This is a genomic window from Streptomyces sp. NPDC050121 (genome assembly GCF_044460385.1).
In the GTDB taxonomy this organism is placed as follows: Bacteria; Actinomycetota; Actinomycetes; order Streptomycetales; family Streptomycetaceae; genus Streptomyces; species Streptomyces soliscabiei.
Genome location: NZ_JBITJV010000022.1, coordinates 82,523 through 102,112, shown reverse-complemented (window position 1 = coordinate 102,112; position 19,590 = coordinate 82,523). Strand labels below are relative to the sequence as shown.

Genomic DNA, 19,590 nt, shown 5'->3' with positions numbered 1-19,590 from the left:
ACGGAAAGCGTTCTTGATCGGATTCGCTCCGCTGTTCACCACGATGTTCACGCTGATGGACCGTCGGCTGACCAGTCCGTGAAACCCGTGTGCCGGGCGGGTTTCCGGTCTGAAACCATGGACCCCATGAGCGCTGCAACCCCTCCCACCGAGCGCCGGGTCTCCGCCCGAGTCGGCGCGATCTCCGAGTCCGCCACTCTCGCCGTGGACGCCAAGGCCAAGGCCCTGAAGGCCGCCGGGCGGCCGGTGATCGGCTTCGGCGCCGGTGAGCCCGACTTCCCGACTCCGGACTACATCGTCGAGGCCGCGATCGAGGCCTGCAAGAACCCGAAGTACCACCGGTACACGCCGGCCGGCGGTCTGCCCGAGCTGAAGGCCGCGATCGCCGCGAAGACGCTGCGCGACTCCGGCTACGAGGTCGACGCGTCCCAGATCCTGGTGACCAACGGCGGCAAGCAGGCGATCTACGAGGCGTTCGCCGCGATCCTCGACCCGGGCGACGAGGTCATCGTCCCGGCGCCGTACTGGACCACGTACCCGGAGTCGATCCGGCTGGCCGGCGGTGTCCCGGTGGAGGTCGTCGCCGACGAGACGACCGGCTACCGGGTCTCCGTCGAGCAGCTGGAGGCGGCGCGCACCGAGAACACGAAGGTCGTCCTCTTCGTCTCGCCCTCCAACCCGACGGGCGCGGTCTACAGTGCCGAGGACGCCGAGGCGATCGGCCGCTGGGCCGTGGAGCACGGCCTGTGGGTGATGACCGACGAGATCTACGAGCACCTCGTCTACGGCGACGCGACGTTCACTTCGCTGCCCGCGATCCTCCCTGAGCTGCGCGACAAGTGCATCGTCGTCAACGGTGTCGCCAAGACGTACGCGATGACCGGCTGGCGGGTGGGCTGGATCATCGGTCCGAAGGACGTCGTCAAGGCCGCGACGAACCTGCAGTCGCACGCCACGTCGAACGTCTCCAACGTGGCGCAGGTCGCCGCGCTGGCCGCCGTCTCCGGTGATCTGGAGGCGGTCGCGAAGATGCGCGAGGCCTTCGACCGGCGCCGCAAGACCATCGTGCGGATGCTCAACGAGATCGACGGCGTCCTCTGCCCGGAGCCCGAGGGCGCGTTCTACGCCTACCCGTCGGTGAAGGGGCTGCTCGGCAAGGAGATCCGCGGCAAGCGCCCGCAGGACTCGGTCGAGCTCGCCGCGCTCATCCTGGAGGAGGCCGAGGTCGCGGTGGTGCCGGGCGAGGCCTTCGGCACGCCGGGCTATCTGCGCCTGTCGTACGCGCTGGGCGACGAGGACCTCGTCGAGGGCGTGAGCCGCATCCAGAAGCTGCTGGCGGAGGCCAGGGACTGACCGGCCCCACAGCCAGGGACCGACTACTCACGTGAGCAGTCCGCGGGCCGTCTCCTTCGGGAGGCGGCCCGTTGCTGTGTGCGAGCAAGGCCACGTTCGGGGAATCGGCTACCCGGACGACGCCCGCGTACGGCAGGATCACCCAATGGAGCGTGTACGTGATGTCTCTGAGCTGCCGAAGGCCCATCTGCACCTGCACTTCACCGGTTCGATGCGGCCGGCCACCGTGCTGGAACTGGCCGACAAGTACGGCGTGCGCCTGCCCGAGGCGCTGACCGAGGCGCTGACGAGCGGGGAGCCCCCGAAGCTGCGGGCCACCGACGAGCGGGGCTGGTTCCGCTTCCAGCGCCTGTACGACGCGGCGCGCTCGTGCCTCAGGGAGCCGGAGGACATCCATCGGCTGGTGCGGGAGGCCGCGGAGGAGGACCTGAAGGACGGCTCGGGCTGGCTGGAGATCCAGGTGGACCCGACGTCGTACGCGCCTCGGCTGGGTGGGCTGATCCCGGCGCTGGAGATCATCCTGGACGCGGTGGAGTCGGCCTCGCGCGACACCGGGCTCGGCATGCGGGTGCTGGTGGCGGCGAACCGTATGAAGCATCCGCTGGACGCCCGCACTCTGGCCCGGCTGGCCGTGCGGTACGCGGACCGGGGGGTGGTGGGGTTCGGGCTGTCGAACGACGAACGTCGGGGCATGGCCCGGGACTTCGACCGGGCGTTCGCCATCGCGCGCGAGGGCGGTCTGCTGTCCGCGCCGCACGGCGGCGAGTTGACGGGGCCTGCGTCCGTGCGCGACTGCCTGGACGATCTGCACGCGAACCGGCTGGGGCACGGGGTGCGGGCGGCCGAGGATCCGCGGCTGCTGAAGAAGCTCGCCGACCGGGGCGTGACCTGCGAGGTGTGCCCGGCGTCGAACGTGGCGCTGGGCGTCTACGAGAAGCCGGAGGACGTTCCGCTGCGGACCCTGTTCGACGCGGGCGTCCCCATGGCCCTGGGCGCCGACGACCCGCTGCTGTTCGGTTCGCGGCTGGCGGCCCAGTACGACCTCGCCCGCCATCACCACGCCTTCACGGACGAGGAGTTGGCGGAACTGGCCCGGCAGTCGGTACGGGGATCGGCGGCGCCGCAGGACGTGCAGGTGAAGCTGCTGTCGGGCGTGGAGGACTGGCTGGCGTCCTGAGCCCTCAGCCGGCGATGCCGGCCAGCAGGGTACGGGCCAGGCGGGCGGCGAAGTCTGCCGCGTCCGGCCGCTCTCCCAGCGCGTCGTAGGCGAACGCCCGCTGGGCGCAGGCCCCCATCAGCAGCGCGGCCGCGGCGAACACGTCCGCCTCCTGCCGGACCCGGCCCACGCCCTGCTCGGCCCGCAGATACGCCGCGAGCTGCTCGATCGGCACGTGGGGGCCCGCGCCCAGCTCCCGCATGGCCTCGTCGTGCCGCCGCTTGAGCTGGGTCTCGGCGTACAGGGAGGCCGCGATCGGGAAGCTCTGCTCGTAGAAGAGCGCCGCGTGGCGGGCGATCTCGGTGAGGTTCCCCTCCAGCGTGCCCCGGCCGGGCTCCGCGGCCAGGCTGTTCAGCATCGGGGTCAGCCGGGGCAGCCGCTCCGCGAGGACGCGGATGAACAGCTCCTCCTTGCTCGCGAAGTACTTGTAGAGCGCCGCCTCGGAGCAGCCGGCGGCCTTCGCGATCTCCTTGGTGGTGGCACGGGCCAGTCCGACGGTGAGCATCAGCTCGTGCGCGGCGTCGAGGATGCGGACGCGGGCCGGTCGATCCATGCGGGTTCCCCTCTTGACGGGTGGGTGAATGCTTACCCACTCTAGAGGAAGCAAGGGTGAGTGAATGCTCACCCACCCGAGGGGGAGGAGCACGCCATGAAGTTCACCGTTTTCGGCGCCACCGGAGGCATCGGCCGGGAGCTGGTCCGTCAGGCCCTGGACGCGGGCCACGAGGTCACGGCCGTCGTACGGGATCCCGCCCGGCTCGCCGTCACCGGCGGACGCCTGGAGGTGGTCCGCGCGGACCTCACCGACCCGGAGGCGCTGCGCCCCGCCGTGACCGGCCGGGACGCCGTCCTGTCCGGGCTCGGCGCGCGCCGCCGCCAGGACGCCGGCGTCGCCGCCCGGCTGACGCGTACGGTCCTGTCGGCCCTGGAGGCGGAAGGCGTGCGCCGACTGCTCGTGGTGAGCGCCGGTCCGGTCGGCCCGGAGCCGGAGGGGGACGGCGCCCTGGACCGCACGGTGCGCGGCATCGTCTCGGCGGCCCTGAAGGACGTGTACGCCGACCTGCGGGAGATGGAGGCGGAACTGGCGCGCAGCGCCACCGACTGGACGGTGGTACGACCGCCCCGGCTGCAGGACAAGCCGGTGACCGGGGCATACCGGACCGTTGTGGGCGGCTTCCCGCGCAAGGGCCGGTTCATCGGGCGGGCCGACGTGGCGCACGCGATGCTGGCGATGGTGGAAGACACGGGGACGGTGAAGCAGGGGGTGGGGGTGGCTTACTAGCAGGCCGGCGGCCCGCTCGACGGGCGCCTACAGGCTGACGCCCACCATCACCGGCTCGTTGACCAGGGTGATCCCGAAGGCCTCGCGCACGCCGGTCACGACGTCGCGGGCCAGCGCCAGCAGGTCCTCCGTGGTGGCCGAGCCGCGGTTGGTGAGGGCGAGGGTGTGCTTGGTGGAGATGCGGGCGGGCCCGCTGCCGTATCCCTTGGTGAAGCCGGCCTTGTCGATCAGCCAGGCAGCGGAGGTCTTGGTGTGGCCCTCGCCGGCCGGATAGGCGGGCGGTTCCACTCCGTCGCCCAGCCGATCGCGCACGCGCGCGTGGAACACGGCGAAGTCGGTGTCGGTGAGGATCGGGTTGGTGAAGAACGAACCGGCCGACCAGGTGTCGTGGTCCTCGGCGTCGAGGACCATGCCCTTCCCGGCGCGCAGCTTCAGCACGGTCTCGCGCGCCTGCGCGAGCGGCACCCGGTCCCCCGGTTCGACGCCCAGCGCGCGTGCCGTCTCGGCGTACTTCAGGGGCGCCGACAGCCCGTCCGCGTCGGCCAGTTCGAAGCGGACGCGCAGGACGACATACCGCTCGGGGTCGGCCTTGAAGCGGCTGTGACGGTAGGAGAAGGCGCACTCCTCGTTGGTGAGCGCGACCGTCTCGCCCGCCCGGCGGTCGTAGGCGATGACCTCGGTGATCGTCGAGGAGACCTCCTGGCCGTACGCCCCGACGTTCTGGATCGGCGTGGCGCCCGCCGAGCCGGGGATGCCGGCCAGGCACTCGACGCCGGCGAGCCCGGCCTCCACGGTGCGGGCGACGGCGTCGGTCCAGACCTCGCCTGCGGCCAGTTCCAGCCGGGTCCCGAGGAGTTCGAAGCCTCGGGTGGCGATGCGCAGGGCCGTGCCCTCGAAGCCCTTGTCGCCGATGACGAGGTTGGAGCCGCCGCCGACGACGAGCAGCGGTGTGCCGTCGGCGTCGGCCTCGCGCACGGCGGCGATCACCTCGGCGTCGGTCGTCGCGGTCACCAGCCTGGTGGCGGGACCGCCCAGCCGGAAGGTGGTCAGCGGGGCGAGCGGGGCGTCCTGGAGTTCCTGCACGCGCCCAAGCCTACGAGACACCACCGACAGCCCCGCCCGCCGTCCCGTCGGCACCGTCGGCACCGCCGTCGACCGTGCTCCCGCAGACGGACGCTGGACACCACCAGGTTGGAGGCCGGGGTGAAGAACAACGCCATGCCGACGCGGCTGAGGGGAGGGGGCCGGGAAGGGCACCGTGAGGCCTGCGTCAAGGGCCGGGAGGGGCACCGCGAGGCCTGCGCCAAGGGCCGGGAGGGGCACCGCGAGGCCTGCGCCAAGGGCCGACGGAACGTCGTCCCGGCCTCGCCCGTTGGGGCAGGTAGGGGGCCGCAAACAAGTAAGGAGCGCCCCGCAATGGAGAACGCCCCTTACTCACGTACCTGCGCGCAACCGCCCGACGTCAGCCCAGCCGCACGACCGCCCGGGACATCCCGAGCACCTTCTGTCCGCCGCTGGTCACGGTCAGGTCGACCCGCACGGTGTTGTCGTCGAGCTTGGCGCCGACCTTGCCGGTGACCTCGATCACCGCGCCCTGGTCGTCGTTCGGGACCACGACCGGCCTGGTGAAGCGGACTCCGTAGTCGACGAGCGCGCCCGGGTCGCCGGTCCAGTCGGTGACGACGCGGATCGCCTCGGCCATGGTGAACATGCCGTGCGCGATGACGTCCGGCAGGCCCACCTCCTTGGCGAACTTCTCGTTCCAGTGGATGGGGTTGAAGTCCCCCGAGGCACCGGCGTACTGCACGAGCGTGGCGCGGTTCACAGGGAAGGACTGGGCCGGCAGCTCGGTGCCGACCTCGACGTCGTCGTAAGCGATCTTCGCTGTCATCGGTTCCTCACGCCTCCGCGTCTGTTTCTGCGGGCGTCGATGCCTGCTCAGGCTCCGCCGCGCGGGCGACCAGTTTGGTCCAGGCGGTGACGACGTGCTCGCCGGACTCGTCGTGGACCTCGCCACGGATGTCCAGGATGTCGTTGCCGGCCATGGACTTGACCGCCTCGATGGTCGAAGTGACCGTGAGCCGGTCGCCGGCGCGCACCGGACGCTTGTAGGCGAACTTCTGGTCGCCGTGCACCACGCGGTTGTAGTCGAGGCCCAGCTGAGGGTCCCGGACGACCTGTCCCGCCGCCTTGAAGGTGATCGAGAACACGAAGGTCGGAGGCGCGATCACATCGGCGTATCCAAGCGCCTTGGCGGCTTCCGGGTCGGTGTACGCCGGGTTGGCGTCGCCCACGGCCTCGGCGAACTCGCGGATCTTCTCCCGGCCGACCTCATAGGGATCGGTGGGCGGGTAGATCCGCCCGACGAAGGACTGGTCGAGCGCCATGGGCCTCGGCACCTCCTGGTTGCTCTGCGTGGTTGCGCTGCGTTGCGTTACTGGCTGTGCTGCATTACTGGCCGGCTTCACCGACCGGATCCAGTGATCAGGCTTACCAACCGGTACGGATCACTCAACGACACGAGGCCGCCCCCGATCACTCGGGGACGGCCTCGCATACGAGCCTGATTTATCGCGTCTCGCGGTGCGCGGTGTGCGCGTTGCAACGCGGGCAGTGCTTCTTCATCTCCAGTCGGTCCGGGTTGTTACGCCGGTTCTTCTTGGTGATGTAGTTCCGCTCCTTGCACTCCACGCAGGCCAGCGTGATCTTCGGGCGGACGTCGGTGGCAGCCACAGGAGTGCTCCTTGACGAACGGATGGGACGATTAACGCATAAAAGAGTAGCCGATCGAAGGACCGACCCCACAATCGGCTACTGTCAGTAGCGGTGACCGGACTTGAACCGGTGACACAGCGATTATGAGCCGCTTGCTCTACCGACTGAGCTACACCGCTTTGATGGGATCAGGTCCCGCCTTGCGACGGGAACCTCACCCACCAGAGCCCCAATACGGAATCGAACCGTAGACCTTCTCCTTACCATGGAGACGCTCTGCCGACTGAGCTATTGGGGCGAGCGATGAAGACATTACACGGTCCGCAGCCGTTCACCCAAATCCGTTTCGCGAGGCCCTACGGGGCCGCCGAGGGGGCCGTTTCCCCAAGGTCCCGGCGGTCTCCTGAGCCCCTCCGACACGTCCGACCACACCGGTATGACTATTGCGCTCCTCCCCGCCCGCCCCGAACCGCCGCCCTAGGCTCGACTCACTCTGCGTGATCTTGCGTTCCCGCGTGATCTCGTACGACACAGTCGCCGAGCCCCTGGAGCGCGATGCCCGACAGCCAGCCGCAGCCGCCCCCCTCGTGGTCGTCCTGGCCGTCCCGGTCGTCCTGGTCGTCCTGGTCGCCCTGGTCGCCCTGGTCGTCCTGGTCCGGTGCTTCGGGAGACTCGCCGGACCCGGCCCCCCTCCTGTTGTGCGGGGCGCGTCTGACGGACGGCCGGACCGTGGACGTACGGCTGGGCGGCGGGCGCATCGAGGCGGTCGGCACGGCCGGCAGCCTGACCGTGGGCCCGGCGACCGGCCAGTCCCCCGGCGGCACGCGCCTGGACCTCGGGGGCTACCTCCTGCTCCCCGCACCCGCCGAGCCGCACGCGCACGCCGACGCCGCGCTCACGGCCGACATCGACGGCCCCGTCTCGTACGCCCCTCTGGACGTCCAGCGTCGTGCCACGGAGGCCGCGCTGCTGCAGCTCGGCCATGGCGCGACAGCGCTGCGCGCCCATGTGCGGGTGGGCGACGTCCAGGGTCTCGGCGCGCTGGCCGCCGTACTCCAGGCCGGGCGTTCGCTGCGCGGGCTCGTCGAGCTGACGGCCGTGGCGGTTCCCCGGGTGCTGACGGGGGCAGCGGGGGCGGACGGGCTCGCGATGCTGCACGACGCGGTGAAGATGGGCGCCTCGGTGGTGGGCGGCTGCCCGGACCTGGACCCCGATCCGACGGGCTACGTGGAGGCCGTCCTGGAGGTCGCCGCCGAGCACGGTTGTCCCGTCGACCTGCACACCGACGCCGCCGACCCGGCGCGTCTCGCCCGCCTCGCCGCGATGGCCGGCGGCCTGCGCCCCGGCGTCACCCTCAGCCCCTGCGGTGGCCTCGACCACCTTTCCGCCGAGACGGCCGGCCGCGCCGCCGGCCAACTGGCCGCCGCCGGCGTGACGGTGGTCTGCCTCCCCCAGGGCGGCTGCGGCTCCGCCCAACACCGGGGCGCGGCACCCGTACGGCTGTTGCGTGCGGCCGGGGTGCGGGTGGCGGCCGGCAGCGGGGCGTTGCGGGACGTCTCCAACCCGGTCGGCCGCGGCGACCCCCTGGAGGCGGCCTACCTGCTCGCCTCCCGCCACGGCCTGCGCCCCGAGGACGCCTACGACGCCGTGAGCACGTCCGCACGGGCCGCTCTGGGCCTGCCCGAGGTCCGCGTGGAGGCGGGGTTCCCGGCCGACCTGCTGGCCGTCCGCGGCGACCGGCTGGCGGACGTCCTGTCGCTGGCGTACAGCCGGATCGTGATCCACCGGGGGCGCGTGGTGGCCCGCACGAGCGCGGTCCGCGAGTACTGCAACTCGACGGCCGCAACGGAGTTGGGCCTGCCGAGGCAGGGCAGGGGGGAGCTTTCGTAGAACGCCGCGGCCGCCGAGGACGCCGAGGACGCCGAGGAGTTGGGGGCCGCGGCCCAGCCGGAAGGGCCGCTTTGGGGGTTCGGGGGCGCGGTCGGGGGTGCGGTCGGCAATACGGGCGGGGTCTGGCCGAAGTCATGCGGCGGATGGGGTTGTCCGGGCGTACGGTCGGAAGCATGCGCATTGTCATCGCTGGTGGACATGGTCAGATCGCGCTGCGGCTGGAGCGTCTGCTCGCCGCGCGCGGAGACGAGGTCGCGGGGATCATCCGCAAGGCCGAGCAGGCCGACGACCTGCGGGCGGCCGGTGCCGAACCGGTGGTCCTGGACCTGGAGTCGGCGTCCGTCGAGGAGGTCGCGGAGCGGCTGCGCGGCGCGGATGCGGCGGTGTTCGCGGCGGGCGCGGGCCCGGGCAGCGGGACGGCCCGCAAGGACACGGTGGACAGGGGCGCGGCGGTGCTGTTCGCGGACGCCGCGGTCCGGGCGGGCGTACGGCGCTTCGTGGTCGTGTCGTCGATGGGTGCGGACGCCGATCACCAGGGCGACGAGGCCTTCGACGTCTACCAGCGCGCCAAGGGCGAGGCGGACGCGTACGTGCAGGGCCTGAGCTCCCTCGACTGGACGATCCTGCGGCCGGGCGCGCTGACGGACGACGCCGGCACCGGTCTGGTCCGCCTGGAGGCCCGTACGGGCCGTGGTCCCGTCCCGCGCGACGACGTGGCGGCCGTGCTGGCTGAGCTGCTGGACACCCCGGCGACGTCCGGCCTCACCCTGGAGCTGATCAGCGGCTCGGCACCGGTGTCGGTGGCGGTGAAGGCGGTGGCGGGGAACTGAGGGCAGCCGCGCGGCGCCGGCGCTAGAAGAGAGGCAGCTGTCCCGGGAACTCCGGGACTGTATATCCGTCCAACGACGGCTGGGCTGCGCCGAGTTGCGCCGTCCTGCGGGAGCCGGGGCAGGAGACGAGCTCCCCGCTCTCCCGCGCGCCCGGCGGGTCGTGCCGGGCGAACCGTCCGGCGACGACGGCGATCTCGCGACGGCACTCGGGGCAGGTTCTACGACGGCTGGACGTGCTGGACGTGCTGGACGTGCTGGACATGGGGCCAGTCTGCCCCAGTGGGCCACGCGGGTATCCCGTGGCGGGACGCGCCCCGCTCGCCGCGCGGAAGTGCGGTCACCTGCTTAGCATCCGTACACGTGGCACATACCTTCGAGGAACTCGTGGAGAAGCAGCGCGCGGCCGACGAGGCACACGCGAGGGTCGAAGAGCTGCGGGACGCGTACGGCGCACCCACGGCCACCCCCTGGTCGGAGATCCAGACCGACACCTACGAAACCGCCTGGCGTGCCTGGCGCGACCTCGCCCGCGACGTCCAGGCCGCGGTGACCGAGTACGCCAAGGACGAGAACAAACCGCGTACAGACGTCGAGGCGGAGGTGAAAAGGGCGGGGAAGCCACCGGGAGACAGCTCGCAAACATCGCCCGAGGGAGAGTAGGGCGAGTGAAGCGCGGTCGCCCCGCGCACTTCCCCCCTCACACACGAAGAAACCCCTCCATCCTGCGTTTCCGCAGTATGGAGGGGTTCCCTCTCTCAGCGTGGCGGCGCCAGGATTCGAACCTGGGAAGGCTGAGCCGGCAGATTTACAGTCTGCTCCCTTTGGCCGCTCGGGCACACCGCCGGGGTTGCTGCCCATTCGAACCGCTTTTCGGCGGTGCTCCCTGGCAACGACGTAAACGATACCCGATGCACCGGGGTGCTTCGCCACCTGATTCCTCGCCGCCCGGGGCGAGCGGGGTGGCTAGGCTTGTCCGGATGCGGCCCGGGATCACGCCGGGCTCGGCGGTCATCCCCACGTACGCCGATACCCGCCCGACACGCACTCCGATACAACCCCGATACAAGGAGCCACAGGACATGGCCGACTCCAGTTTCGACATCGTCTCGAAGGTCGAGCGGCAGGAGGTCGACAACGCCCTCAACCAGGCCGCCAAGGAGATCTCGCAGCGCTACGACTTCAAGGGCGTCGGTGCCTCGATCTCGTGGTCCGGTGACAAGATCCTCATGGAGGCGAACTCCGAGGACCGGGTGAACGCTGTCCTCGACGTGTTCCAGTCCAAGCTGATCAAGCGCGGGATCTCGCTCAAGGCGCTGGACGCGGGCGAGCCCCAGCTCTCCGGCAAGGAGTACAAGCTCTTCGCGGAGATCAAGGAGGGCATCTCCCAGGAGAACGCGAAGAAGGTCGCGAAGCTCATCCGCGACGAGGGCCCCAAGGGTGTGAAGGCCCAGGTGCAGGGCGAGGAGCTGCGCGTCAGCTCCAAGAGCCGCGATGACCTGCAGACCGTCATCACCCTTCTCAAGGGCCAGGACTTCGACTTCGCGCTGCAGTTCGTGAACTACCGGTAGTCGGCCGGGTGGGCGCCCGTCGGGTGCCCACCCTTGTGGTCCTCCCGGCCGCCGACAGGACTGCTCCGGGTTGACTCAGTCGCGCGAGTTGCCGAACAGCAGGCGGTAGACGATCAGGAGCACGAGCGAACCGCCGATCGCCGCGGCCCAGGTGGCGCCGTCGTAGAAGTCCTTGGTGATGGGGTGGTCCAGCCAGCGGGTCGATATCCAGCCGCCGATGAACGCGCCCGCGATGCCGATGAGGGTCGTACCGATGAAGCCGCCCGGGTCACGACCAGGCAGCAGGACCTTGGCGATGACTCCGGCCAACAGCCCGAGGATGATCCAGCTGATGATGCTCATGTCCTGAACCTGCCCTTCCGTGCTGTGCCCGTGCTGTCCGGGCACTGTGATGTCGCTCGCTCCGGACGGGCCGTGCTCGTCTCGCCGCGCCCCGCGCCACCCGCGTGTTTCGTCGCACGTGGGTTCGCGCCGTGTTGATGTGGACGACGCCGCGACGGCACCCGGTGGTTCCGTCGATCAGTAGGGTGCGGCCCATGACTCAGTCCGGATCGCCCACGGGATCGCCTGCCGGTTCACCTGTCGGTTCGCCCGCCGAGCTGCGGCGGACACTGGGCGTCGGCGACGCCGTGGTCATCGGGCTCGGCTCGATGATCGGTGCCGGCGTCTTCGCCGCTCTCGCTCCAGCCGCTCATGCAGCGGGCTCCGGGCTGCTTCTCTCACTCGCGCTCGCCGCAGTGGTCGCCTACTGCAACGCCATGTCGTCGGCGCGACTCGCCGCGCTGTATCCGGCCTCGGGCGGCACCTATGTGTACGGGCGCGAGCGGCTCGGCGCCTTCTGGGGGTATCTGGCTGGTTGGTCGTTCGTGGTCGGGAAGACGGCCTCCTGTGCGGCGATGGCGCTGACGGTCGGGGCGTACGTCTGGCCGGGGCAGGCGCACGCGGTGGCGGTCGCGGCAGTGGTGGCGCTGACCGCGGTGAACTACGGCGGCATCCAGAAGTCGGCCTGGCTGACGCGGGCGATCGTGGCGGTGGTCCTGGCGGTCCTCGCTTCCGTAGTGGTCGTGTGCCTGTCGTCCGGCGCCGCCGAGGCGGGGCGGCTGGACATCGGCGTCTCCGAGGGTGTCGGCGGGGTGCTGCAGGCCGGCGGCCTGCTGTTCTTCGCCTTCGCCGGGTACGCGCGCATCGCGACCCTCGGCGAGGAGGTGCGGGACCCCGCGCGCACCATCCCCCGCGCGATCCCGTTGGCCCTGGGGATCACGCTGGCTGTGTATGCGTGTGTGGCGGTCGCTGTCCTTTCCGTGCTGGGAGTGGACGGCCTCGGACGGGCTGGTGCGCCGCTGGCCGACGCGGTGCGGGCGGCGGGAGTGCCCGGGCTGGTGCCGGTGGTGCGGGTCGGGGCGGCAGTGGCCGCGCTGGGCTCACTGCTCGCCCTCATCCTGGGCGTCTCGCGCACGACGCTGGCGATGGCGAGGGACGGGCACCTGCCCGGCGCCCTGTCGGCCGTCCATCCGCGCTTCCAGGTGCCGCACCGGGCCGAGCTCGCTGTGGGCTCGGTGGTCGCGGTCCTGGCCGCCACGGTGGATGTCCGGGGCGCTATCGGGTTCTCCTCCTTCGGTGTGCTGGCGTACTACGCGGTGGCCAACGCTTCGGCCTGGACGCTGGATTCGGCCCCCGCCAGGCGGGTGCTGCCCGCCGCGGGACTCCTGGGCTGCACGGTCCTCGCATTCGCGCTGCCGGGGACTTCGGTGGTTGCGGGTACGGGGGTGCTGGCTGTGGGCGTGCTCGCGTACGGGGTACGGCGGCGGGCGGGCGCGCGATAGCCGTACGGGGCCGAGGAGGGGACGGGGTCGAGGTCGGGGAGGGGTAGAGGTCGGGGTCGGGACTGCGGGGCCGAGGGTGGGCTGTGCGGTTCCCGTAGAGCGGCGGACAAGCGGGTTCCTGTCGGGCGCCAGGTGAGCGGGTTCCCCCGTAGGGCGGCGCTCGGTGGACGTGCAGTCGCGCGGACGGCGGTGTGAGGCCTCCGGTCGGCGCGTGCGCGGGAGCCGGCTGCTGCCGCCGCCGACCACGGTGTCGAATCGCTACGCCCGCCCCCCTCGCCCACCTCTCCTGTGTTCTGTGTGACGTCAGGCCCGAGTCGCCGACGTGCGTATTCGGAACTCGGTCCAGGGCGTCAGGCTGAGGTCCTCGTCCATGACGTCGTACCAGCCGGTGCCGTCGAGCCAGGCGTGCAGCCAGTCCGTGAGGCTGGGGGCGTCGACGAACCAGGCGTGGTCGGGGTCGCCCGGGTTGGGTTCGAAAAGCAGGACCGTCTCCTGTGGGAAGTGGCAGTCCACGCACGCGTACATCGCGCAGCCCCAGTGGGATATCGGCAGGAGGCCCTCGGGCCAGGGCCAGTCGGGGTCCTGGCGGCCGCTTTCGCGGTTGGCGAGGTATTGGGTGACGGCGGCGGGTTCGCCGGCCGGAGGGCTGTCGAAGAGGGGCAGCAGGCCGTACTCCGGGCCGAATCCGCCGTCTCCTATGCGCAGGTAGAGGTCGGCGAGCAGTGGGGGCAGGCGGAAGCCGAGGGCGGCCTCGGCACGGGAGAGGGTGGCCTCGTCCACGGGGTCGGGGAGCGAAGGCCAGCCCCACGGGCGGGTGGTGGCCGCCTTGGCCGCCACCCTTGCCAGCAACTGCTCGTTCTCGGTCATGCGTTCATGATGCAAGCCGCCACTGACAGTCGGGGCGGCCTGTGGATAACTCGCCCGTTGTGGACAACCAACCACGGCGCGACGCAGACCGGCTGTGGACGGCGAGCAGCCGGGGCCTGCGCAGTCAGCGCGAGGCGAACGGCTGGTCGGTGGGCACGATTTCGCCGCCGAGGGGGAACAGCGAGACCCGAATCAGCTTGAAGTTCGCGATGCCGAACGGTGTTCCGATGATCGTGACGCAGCGGAGGAGGCCGGTGACGATGTGGTCGGTGGAGAGCCCCCCGTCGCGGCGACCGTCGTGTAGCCGAACGGCCAGAGGGCGAAGATCCCGATCCGAAAGGCGGCGATGCCGAACGGGATCGTCTTCGAACGTTCTCGATCACGCTACAAGGGCGCTGCGGTTCCGCCTGAAGGCGTGACCTGCTGATATTGGTGGTACCAGGACGGTACGGGCGGACCCACCTTGGAAGGTGTCGATCATGAAGCTGTTCAACCTGCTGCTGAACATCATCTGGCTCGTCTTCTGCGGCATCTGGATGGCCATCGGCTACCTGATCGCCGCGCTGATCTGCTTCGTCTTGATCGTCACCATCCCATTCGGCATCGCGTCGCTGCGCATCGCCGGCTTCGTCATCTGGCCGTTCGGCCGCACCACTGTGGAGCGGCCGGGCGCTGGGGCCGGGTCGTTCATCGGGAACGTGATCTGGGTGATCTTCGCGGGCTGGTGGCTGGCTCTGGCCCACCTCGTCACGAGCATTCCGCTGTTCCTGTCGATCATCGGCATCCCGTTCGGCTGGGCCAATCTGAAGCTGATCCCGATCTCGCTCATGCCGCTGGGGCGCGAGGTTGTGCCGACAGATCAGCGGTTCGGCGAACGCTGATCACAGAGTCACCAACTGGGCCAACATCGACCCAGTACGCGTGAGCGAATACGTTCGCGCTCTCCTGCGCGCCTGTTGGCGGCTCGGCAGCCTCCCGAGTACGGGTCTCGCCGCTTCCAGGCCAGGACCCGCCCCCTCAGCTGCCGGAACCACATCCTCACCAAATCCCGCGCCTGCTCCACCACCTACGCAGCACTCCGCGCCGAACGCGCCCACCACGTCGGCCACACCGGCATTTCCGACACGATCACGGATGCCTGGTGGCGATACGACGGGCTTCGCGACCCTCCCCCTTCGGCGCACTGATCGCTGTGGGCATCGTCGAAGACTCCGTGTCAATCAAGAGTTGAGCCGGGTGCCAGCGCAACAACGGGGGTGGATCCAGTGACTGAGACGAAGGCCATCTGGCTTCCAGACAAAATGCTCTCTTCTGCCGTCGCGCGTGTTCATCCCGCGAGTTCTGTTCGGACCGCAGGCCCATCGGCGGACGAACCCGCAGAAAACCCAACGTAACGTCAGAAACTCACGTTGCCCTGGGATTTGAGACAGTCCCATCAGCGCGCCGGTGATCTCATCGCGCTGGTGAGCATGGCGAAGAAGTCCTTCCCGGACATGGCTCCAGAGCAACAAGCTGCCATCTTGTCCATGCTGGAACTGAAGGTCACCATCACGGGCGCGATCCCCGCTGTTTCGCTCTCTGATGAGCAGTGGGCAAAGGCCGCTCCCCTACTGCCCGAGGGACGTGGGGGCACGGTCCATCGTTCCGTAGAGGCGATCTTCTACAAGGCACGGACCGGTAAATCGTGGCCTAACGTGCTCAAGGAAACTGGTGCCACGATCCAAGCCTCGAAGCACTTCAACACCTGGACGTCAGAAGGCACCTGGAGTCGCGTCGACGCTGCCTTGGCGAACGTGGAAAAGATCTCTCTCTCCCGGAGCTTCAGCCGCTCAGGATCAGCCAGATGACGTTCAGGATGTTCTTCACTGGTGGCGACCTGCCATTTTCTCCAGCCGGGCGATGCGGTCCGCCATCGGCGGGTGCGTCGAGAACATTTTGGAGATTCCCTGGCCCGGGCGGAAGGGGTTCGCGATCATCATGTGGCTCGCGGTCTCGATGCGGGGCTCCGGGGGCAGCGGAAGCTGCTTGGTGCCCGTCTCCAGCTTGCGCAGGGCGCTCGCGAGGGCCAGTGGGTCACCGGTGAGCTGGGCCCCCGAGGCGTCCGCCTCGTACTCCCGGGAGCGGCTGATCGCGAGCTGGATGAGACTTGCGGCGAGCGGGCCCAGGATCATGATCAGGAGCATGCCGAGGATGCCGGGGCCGTCATCGTCGTCGGAGCGGCCGATCGGGATCAGCCAGGCGAAGTTGACCAGGAACATGATCACGGAAGCGAGGGCGCCGGCGACCGAGGAGATGAGGATGTCGCGGTTGTAGACGTGGCTGAGCTCGTGACCGATGACGCCGCGCAGTTCGCGCTCGTCGAGGAGGCGCAGGATGCCGTCCGTGCAGCACACGGCGGCGTTGCGCGGGTTGCGGCCGGTCGCGAAGGCGTTGGGCGCCTCGGTCGGGGAGATGTACAGGCGGGGCATGGGCTGGCGGGCCTGGGTGGAGAGCTCGCGGACCATCCGGTAGAGGGCGGGGGCCTCGAACTCGCTCACCGGGCGGGCGCGCATCGCGCGTAGCGCCAGCTTGTCGCTGTTCCAGTACGCGTACGCGTTGGTGCCGAGCGCGATCAGGACTGCGACAACGAGCCCGGTGCGGCCGAAGAAGCTGCCGATGACGATGATGAGTGCGGACAGTCCCCCGAGGAGTACTGCGGTCCTGAGCCCGTTGTGCCGGCGGTGCACGGTACGCCCTCCAAGTCGTGCAGCAGGGGAACCCTTTGCTTGCGGATCTTGCTGTTCTCCGGTGGCACTGGTGCCGTGGTGTCACATCCAGTGCACCTTCCCGTACTGGTCAACGCCAGGCGGGAGGCATGAGTTCCCTTGTGCCTGGGGGAGCAGGGACGTGGGCCGTCCGGGTGAGGGCGGGGGCGTACGCGCGCGTGGGGGCTCAGAAGAGGCCGGTGTCGGCGAAGTGCAGGACCAGTTGGGGTGCTCCGGACAGGGCGATGCCGAGGGCCGCGGTGAGGGTGATCGCGGCTGTGAGGGGGGCGGGGACGCGGTGTTTCTCCGGCTCGCCCTCGGGGGCGCGGAAGAGCAGGGCCGTCCACTGGAGGTAGTAGTACAGGGCGATCACCACGTTGACGGCCATGACGACGGCGAGCCAGCCGAGGCCGGCGTCGACGGCCGCGGAGAAGACGGTGACTTTCGCGAAGAGGCCGATGATGCCGGGCGGCAGTCCTGCGAGGCAGAGCAGGAAGAAGGCCAGGAGGAGGGCTGCCGCGGGGTTTCTGGCGTAGAGGCCCCGGTAGTCGGTGATCCGGTTCGTCGTGCTCGTACGGCCCACCAGGGCGGCCACCGCGAAGGCGCCGAGGTTCACGGCGGCGTACATGAGGGCGTACGCGACGGTGGAGCCGATCGCGTGTTCGGCGTCGTCGGAGTACGCGGCGGCGGCGATCGGTACGAGGAGGTAGCCGGCTTGGCCGACGGAGGACCAGGCGAGGAGGCGTACGGCGCTGTACGCGCGCGTGGCTTGTTGGCGCAGGGCGCCGACGTTGCCGGCGGTCATGGTGAGGGCGGCCAGCGCGGCGAGGGCGGGGCCCCAGACTTCGGCGTAGGAGGGGAAGCCGATGACGGTGACGAGGATGAGGCCGGAGAAGCCGACGGCCTTGCCGACGACCGACAGGTAGGCGGCGACGGGCAGGGGGGCGCCGACGTAGGTGTCGGGGACCCAGAAGTGGAAGGGGACGGCGGCTGTCTTGAAGGCGAAGCCGATGAGCGTGAGGACCACGCCGGTCTGGGCCAGGGTGTGCAGTTGGCCGTCGACGTGCTGGATGCGGTCGGCGACCTGGGTCAGGTACAGGGTTCCGGTCGTCGCGTACACGAAGCTGATGCCCAGGAGGCTGACGGTGGTCGCGGTGACGGACGACAGGAAGAACTTCAGGGCCGCCTCGGAGGACCTGCGGTCGCCGTGTCGGATGCCGACGAGGGCGAAGGCGGGCAGGGAGGCGACCTCCAGGGCGACGACGAGGGTGGCGAGGTCGCGGGAGGCGGGCAGGAGGGCGGCGCCGGCGGCGGAGGACAGCAGCAGGAACCAGAACTCCCCTTCGGGGAGTCTCCCGCGCGCGTCCTTCAGGGCGGTGACCGACAGGAGGGCCGCCAGCAGTGCTCCGCCGAGCACCAGGAACTGGATGACGAGGGTGAAGCGGTCGGCGGTGTAGCTGCACGCGCTGGGGTCGCCGGTGAGGCAGAAGGTGGAGCGGTTGCCGTCCAGGAGGGGCAGGAGGAGGGCTGTGGAGGCCGTGAGGCCCCCGACGGAGAGCCAGCCGAGAAGCGGCTTGCGGGCGTCGCCGACGAAGAGGTCGGCGACGAGGACCACGAGCGCGACGACCGCCGCGAGGGTGGGCGGCGCGATGGCCTGCCAGTCGACGGACTGGACCACCGACTCGGCCAGGGGCTGGGCGGCCGAAGGCTGGACCAGGGAGCTCATCGGGTGCCTCCTGCGAGGAGCTGCTGCACGGCCGGGTCGGTCAGGCCGAGGAGGGTCTTGGGCCACAGGCCGGCGACGACGGTGAGGGCGACGAGCGGGGTCCAGGCCGCGAACTCGTAGGTCTGCACGTCGGCGAGGTGTGGGGCGTCCTGGGGGACGGTGCCCATGCAGACGCGGCGGACCACGACGAGCAGGTAGGCGGCCGTCAGCAGGGTGCCGAACGCGGCGACGGCCGTGAAGGTGAGGAAGGCGGGGCGGCTGAGGTCGCCGGCGGGGTCGAAGGCGCCGAACAGGGCCAGCATCTCGCCCCAGAATCCGGCGAGTCCCGGCAGGCCGAGCGAGGCGACGGCGGCGAAGGCGAGGAGGCCGCCGAGGCGGGGGGACCTGCCGTACAGGGCGGCGCCGGTCTGCTCGGCGAGGGTGTCCAGGTCGGTCGTGCCCGTTCGGTCCTTCAGGGCTCCGACCAGGAAGAAGAGCAGGCCGGTGATGAGGCCGTGGGCGATGTTGGCGAACAGGGCGCCGTTCACACCGGTGGGGGTCATGGTCGCGATGCCGAGCAGGACGAAGCCCATGTGGCCGACGGAGGAGTAGGCGATCAGGCGTTTGAGGTCGCCCTTCGCGCCCTGTTTCGCGAGGGCGAGGCAGGCGAGGGATCCGTAGATGATCCCGACGACGGCGAACGCGGCGAGGTAGGGCGCGAAGGTGCGGAAGCCGTCGGGCGCAATCGGCAGAAGAATCCGGACGAACCCGTATGTACCCATCTTCAGCAGAACGCCGGCCAGCAGGACCGAGCCGACGGTCGGGGCGGCGGTGTGGGCGTCGGGGAGCCAGCTGTGCAGGGGCCACATCGGCGTCTTGACCGCGAGCCCGATCCCGATCGCCAGAACGGCGATGACCTGCACGGATGTAGTCAGCGACCGGCCGTTGTCAGTGGCGAGTGCCACCATGTCGAAGGTGCCCGCCTTGATTCCGATCAGGAGCAGGCCGAGCAGCATGACCACGGATCCGAGCAGTGTGAAGAGGATGAACTTCCAGGCCGCCTGGGTCCGGCCTGCGCCGCCCCAGCGGGCGATGAGGAAGTACATCGGGATGAGGACCATCTCGAAGGCGAGGAAGAACAGCAGCAGGTCGAGGACGGCGAAGGTCGCGAGGGTGCCGGACTCGAGGACGAGTACGAGCGCGACGAAGGCCTTCGGGGACGGGCCCGCGGGCATCTTGAAGTAGGAGTAGAGCGCGCAGAGGAAGGTCAGCAGCGCGGTCAGGACCAGCAGGGGGAGGGAGATGCCGTCGATGCCGAGGTGGATGCGCACGTCGAGTGCGGGGATCCAGCTGATGTCGGTGCTGGCCTGCATCTTCGAGGGATGGTCGTGGTCGAAGCCGAGCGCGAGGACGATCGCGGCGATGAGGATCGCGCCGGTCACGGTCACGCCGTGCCGGAGCACGGCCTGCTCGGGTGACCTGCCCTTCAGTCCGGGCGGGGCCGGGAGGAGAGCGGCGGCGGCGCCGAGGAGCGGGCCGACCACGATGAACGCCAGAAGGAACTGCATCACGGACTCGTTGATATCGATCACGCCTG

Annotated in this window: 21 protein-coding genes, 3 tRNA genes and 1 pseudogene; 10 read left to right on the top strand and 15 right to left on the bottom strand. The window is 70.2% G+C overall.

Translation table 11 applies throughout. The annotated features are described in order from the left end of the window. Positions 1-126: 126 nt before the first annotated feature. Positions 127-1,353, top strand: a complete 1,227-nt coding sequence (locus ACIBTS_RS29625) for a pyridoxal phosphate-dependent aminotransferase (RefSeq protein ID WP_319334140.1) — start codon at positions 127-129, stop codon at positions 1,351-1,353. Between the two features lie 145 nt (positions 1,354-1,498). Beyond that, positions 1,499-2,530, top strand: coding sequence for an adenosine deaminase (locus ACIBTS_RS29620; RefSeq protein WP_399323407.1), 1,032 nt, complete (start codon positions 1,499-1,501; stop codon positions 2,528-2,530). 4 nt (positions 2,531-2,534) lie between these two features. On the opposite strand, the gene ACIBTS_RS29615 is transcribed toward ACIBTS_RS29620, so the two are convergent. Further along, positions 2,535-3,122 carry a TetR/AcrR family transcriptional regulator gene (locus ACIBTS_RS29615; protein ID WP_399323405.1) on the bottom strand — a complete coding sequence of 196 codons (588 nt, stop codon included), beginning with the start codon at positions 3,120-3,122 and terminating at the stop codon, positions 2,535-2,537. Positions 3,123-3,218: 96 nt separating this feature from the next. Here ACIBTS_RS29615 and ACIBTS_RS29610 point away from each other — a divergent pair, with 96 nt between their 5' ends. Continuing rightward, positions 3,219-3,851, top strand: coding sequence for an NAD(P)-dependent oxidoreductase (locus tag ACIBTS_RS29610; RefSeq protein WP_399323404.1), 633 nt, complete (start codon positions 3,219-3,221; stop codon positions 3,849-3,851). A gap of 27 nt (positions 3,852-3,878) precedes the next feature. Here the strand turns inward: ACIBTS_RS29610 and ACIBTS_RS29605 are convergent, their stop codons facing one another. The 6 genes from ACIBTS_RS29605 to ACIBTS_RS29580 all read right to left on the bottom strand — a co-directional run bounded on the left by ACIBTS_RS29605 (position 3,879) and on the right by ACIBTS_RS29580 (position 6,864). Continuing rightward, positions 3,879-4,934, bottom strand: coding sequence for a UDP-N-acetylmuramate dehydrogenase (locus tag ACIBTS_RS29605; protein WP_399323402.1), 1,056 nt, complete (start codon positions 4,932-4,934; stop codon positions 3,879-3,881). Between the two features lie 379 nt (positions 4,935-5,313). After that, positions 5,314-5,742, bottom strand: a complete 429-nt coding sequence (locus tag ACIBTS_RS29600; RefSeq protein ID WP_319334151.1) for a MaoC family dehydratase — start codon at positions 5,740-5,742, stop codon at positions 5,314-5,316. Between the two features lie 7 nt (positions 5,743-5,749). Beyond that, a complete protein-coding gene (locus ACIBTS_RS29595; RefSeq protein WP_399323400.1) occupies positions 5,750-6,238 on the bottom strand; it encodes a MaoC family dehydratase N-terminal domain-containing protein in 489 nt (162 codons plus the stop codon). 181 nt (positions 6,239-6,419) lie between these two features. Continuing rightward, complete coding sequence (gene rpmG / locus ACIBTS_RS29590) at positions 6,420-6,584, bottom strand: 50S ribosomal protein L33 (protein WP_003948671.1); 165 nt, start codon at positions 6,582-6,584, stop codon at positions 6,420-6,422. Between the two features lie 88 nt (positions 6,585-6,672). Then, a tRNA-Met gene (locus tag ACIBTS_RS29585) sits at positions 6,673-6,745 on the bottom strand. Between the two features lie 46 nt (positions 6,746-6,791). Then, positions 6,792-6,864 (bottom strand) — tRNA-Thr (locus ACIBTS_RS29580). Positions 6,865-7,121: 257 nt separating this feature from the next. Between ACIBTS_RS29580 and ACIBTS_RS29575 the strand changes: the two genes are divergently transcribed. Then, a complete protein-coding gene (locus tag ACIBTS_RS29575) occupies positions 7,122-8,456 on the top strand; it encodes a hydrolase (RefSeq protein ID WP_399323398.1) in 1,335 nt (444 codons plus the stop codon). Positions 8,457-8,629: 173 nt separating this feature from the next. Then, positions 8,630-9,286: an SDR family oxidoreductase gene (locus ACIBTS_RS29570; protein WP_399323395.1), complete on the top strand. Its 657-nt coding sequence runs from the start codon at positions 8,630-8,632 to the stop codon at positions 9,284-9,286. Between the two features lie 22 nt (positions 9,287-9,308). Here the strand turns inward: ACIBTS_RS29570 and ACIBTS_RS29565 are convergent, their stop codons facing one another. Continuing rightward, a complete protein-coding gene (locus ACIBTS_RS29565; protein ID WP_399323392.1) occupies positions 9,309-9,548 on the bottom strand; it encodes a hypothetical protein in 240 nt (79 codons plus the stop codon). 98 nt (positions 9,549-9,646) lie between these two features. On the opposite strand from ACIBTS_RS29565, the gene ACIBTS_RS29560 reads away from it, so the two are divergent. Beyond that, positions 9,647-9,946: a hypothetical protein gene (locus ACIBTS_RS29560; RefSeq protein ID WP_334577844.1), complete on the top strand. Its 300-nt coding sequence runs from the start codon at positions 9,647-9,649 to the stop codon at positions 9,944-9,946. A gap of 101 nt (positions 9,947-10,047) precedes the next feature. Here ACIBTS_RS29560 and ACIBTS_RS29555 read toward each other — a convergent pair. Further along, positions 10,048-10,129 (bottom strand) — tRNA-Tyr (locus ACIBTS_RS29555). Positions 10,130-10,365: 236 nt separating this feature from the next. Between ACIBTS_RS29555 and ACIBTS_RS29550 the strand changes: the two genes are divergently transcribed. Further along, positions 10,366-10,854 carry a YajQ family cyclic di-GMP-binding protein gene (locus tag ACIBTS_RS29550; RefSeq protein ID WP_079660457.1) on the top strand — a complete coding sequence of 163 codons (489 nt, stop codon included), beginning with the start codon at positions 10,366-10,368 and terminating at the stop codon, positions 10,852-10,854. A gap of 75 nt (positions 10,855-10,929) precedes the next feature. Here the strand turns inward: ACIBTS_RS29550 and ACIBTS_RS29545 are convergent, their stop codons facing one another. Then, on the bottom strand, positions 10,930-11,196 hold the full coding sequence (locus ACIBTS_RS29545) for a GlsB/YeaQ/YmgE family stress response membrane protein (RefSeq protein WP_399323389.1): 267 nt from the start codon (positions 11,194-11,196) through the stop codon (positions 10,930-10,932). A gap of 194 nt (positions 11,197-11,390) precedes the next feature. Here ACIBTS_RS29545 and ACIBTS_RS29540 point away from each other — a divergent pair, with 194 nt between their 5' ends. Beyond that, positions 11,391-12,677: an APC family permease gene (locus ACIBTS_RS29540; protein ID WP_399323386.1), complete on the top strand. Its 1,287-nt coding sequence runs from the start codon at positions 11,391-11,393 to the stop codon at positions 12,675-12,677. A gap of 303 nt (positions 12,678-12,980) precedes the next feature. On the opposite strand, the gene ACIBTS_RS29535 is transcribed toward ACIBTS_RS29540, so the two are convergent. Together ACIBTS_RS29535 and ACIBTS_RS29530 are read right to left on the bottom strand one after the other, a co-directional pair. After that, positions 12,981-13,544, bottom strand: a complete 564-nt coding sequence (locus ACIBTS_RS29535) for an SMI1/KNR4 family protein (protein WP_399323383.1) — start codon at positions 13,542-13,544, stop codon at positions 12,981-12,983. A gap of 124 nt (positions 13,545-13,668) precedes the next feature. Next, positions 13,669-13,904 (bottom strand): annotated as a pseudogene (locus ACIBTS_RS29530) (YccF domain-containing protein). Between the two features lie 119 nt (positions 13,905-14,023). Here ACIBTS_RS29530 and ACIBTS_RS29525 point away from each other — a divergent pair. Further along, complete coding sequence (locus ACIBTS_RS29525) at positions 14,024-14,425, top strand: YccF domain-containing protein (protein ID WP_399323381.1); 402 nt, start codon at positions 14,024-14,026, stop codon at positions 14,423-14,425. A 588-nt stretch (positions 14,426-15,013) separates the two neighbouring features. After that, on the top strand, positions 15,014-15,391 hold the full coding sequence (locus tag ACIBTS_RS29520) for a transposase (protein WP_399323379.1): 378 nt from the start codon (positions 15,014-15,016) through the stop codon (positions 15,389-15,391). A gap of 15 nt (positions 15,392-15,406) precedes the next feature. Here the strand turns inward: ACIBTS_RS29520 and htpX are convergent, their stop codons facing one another. The 3 genes from htpX to ACIBTS_RS29505 all read right to left on the bottom strand — a co-directional run bounded on the left by htpX (position 15,407) and on the right by ACIBTS_RS29505 (position 19,585). After that, on the bottom strand, positions 15,407-16,270 hold the full coding sequence (gene htpX, locus ACIBTS_RS29515) for a zinc metalloprotease HtpX (protein WP_079660462.1): 864 nt from the start codon (positions 16,268-16,270) through the stop codon (positions 15,407-15,409). A 205-nt stretch (positions 16,271-16,475) separates the two neighbouring features. Next, positions 16,476-18,014, bottom strand: a complete 1,539-nt coding sequence (locus tag ACIBTS_RS29510; RefSeq protein WP_399323376.1) for an NADH-quinone oxidoreductase subunit N — start codon at positions 18,012-18,014, stop codon at positions 16,476-16,478. Further along, complete coding sequence (locus tag ACIBTS_RS29505) at positions 18,011-19,585, bottom strand: NuoM family protein (RefSeq protein WP_399323373.1); 1,575 nt, start codon at positions 19,583-19,585, stop codon at positions 18,011-18,013. Before ACIBTS_RS29505 ends, ACIBTS_RS29510 begins: the two co-directional genes overlap by 4 nt. Positions 19,586-19,590: the final 5 nt, after the last annotated feature.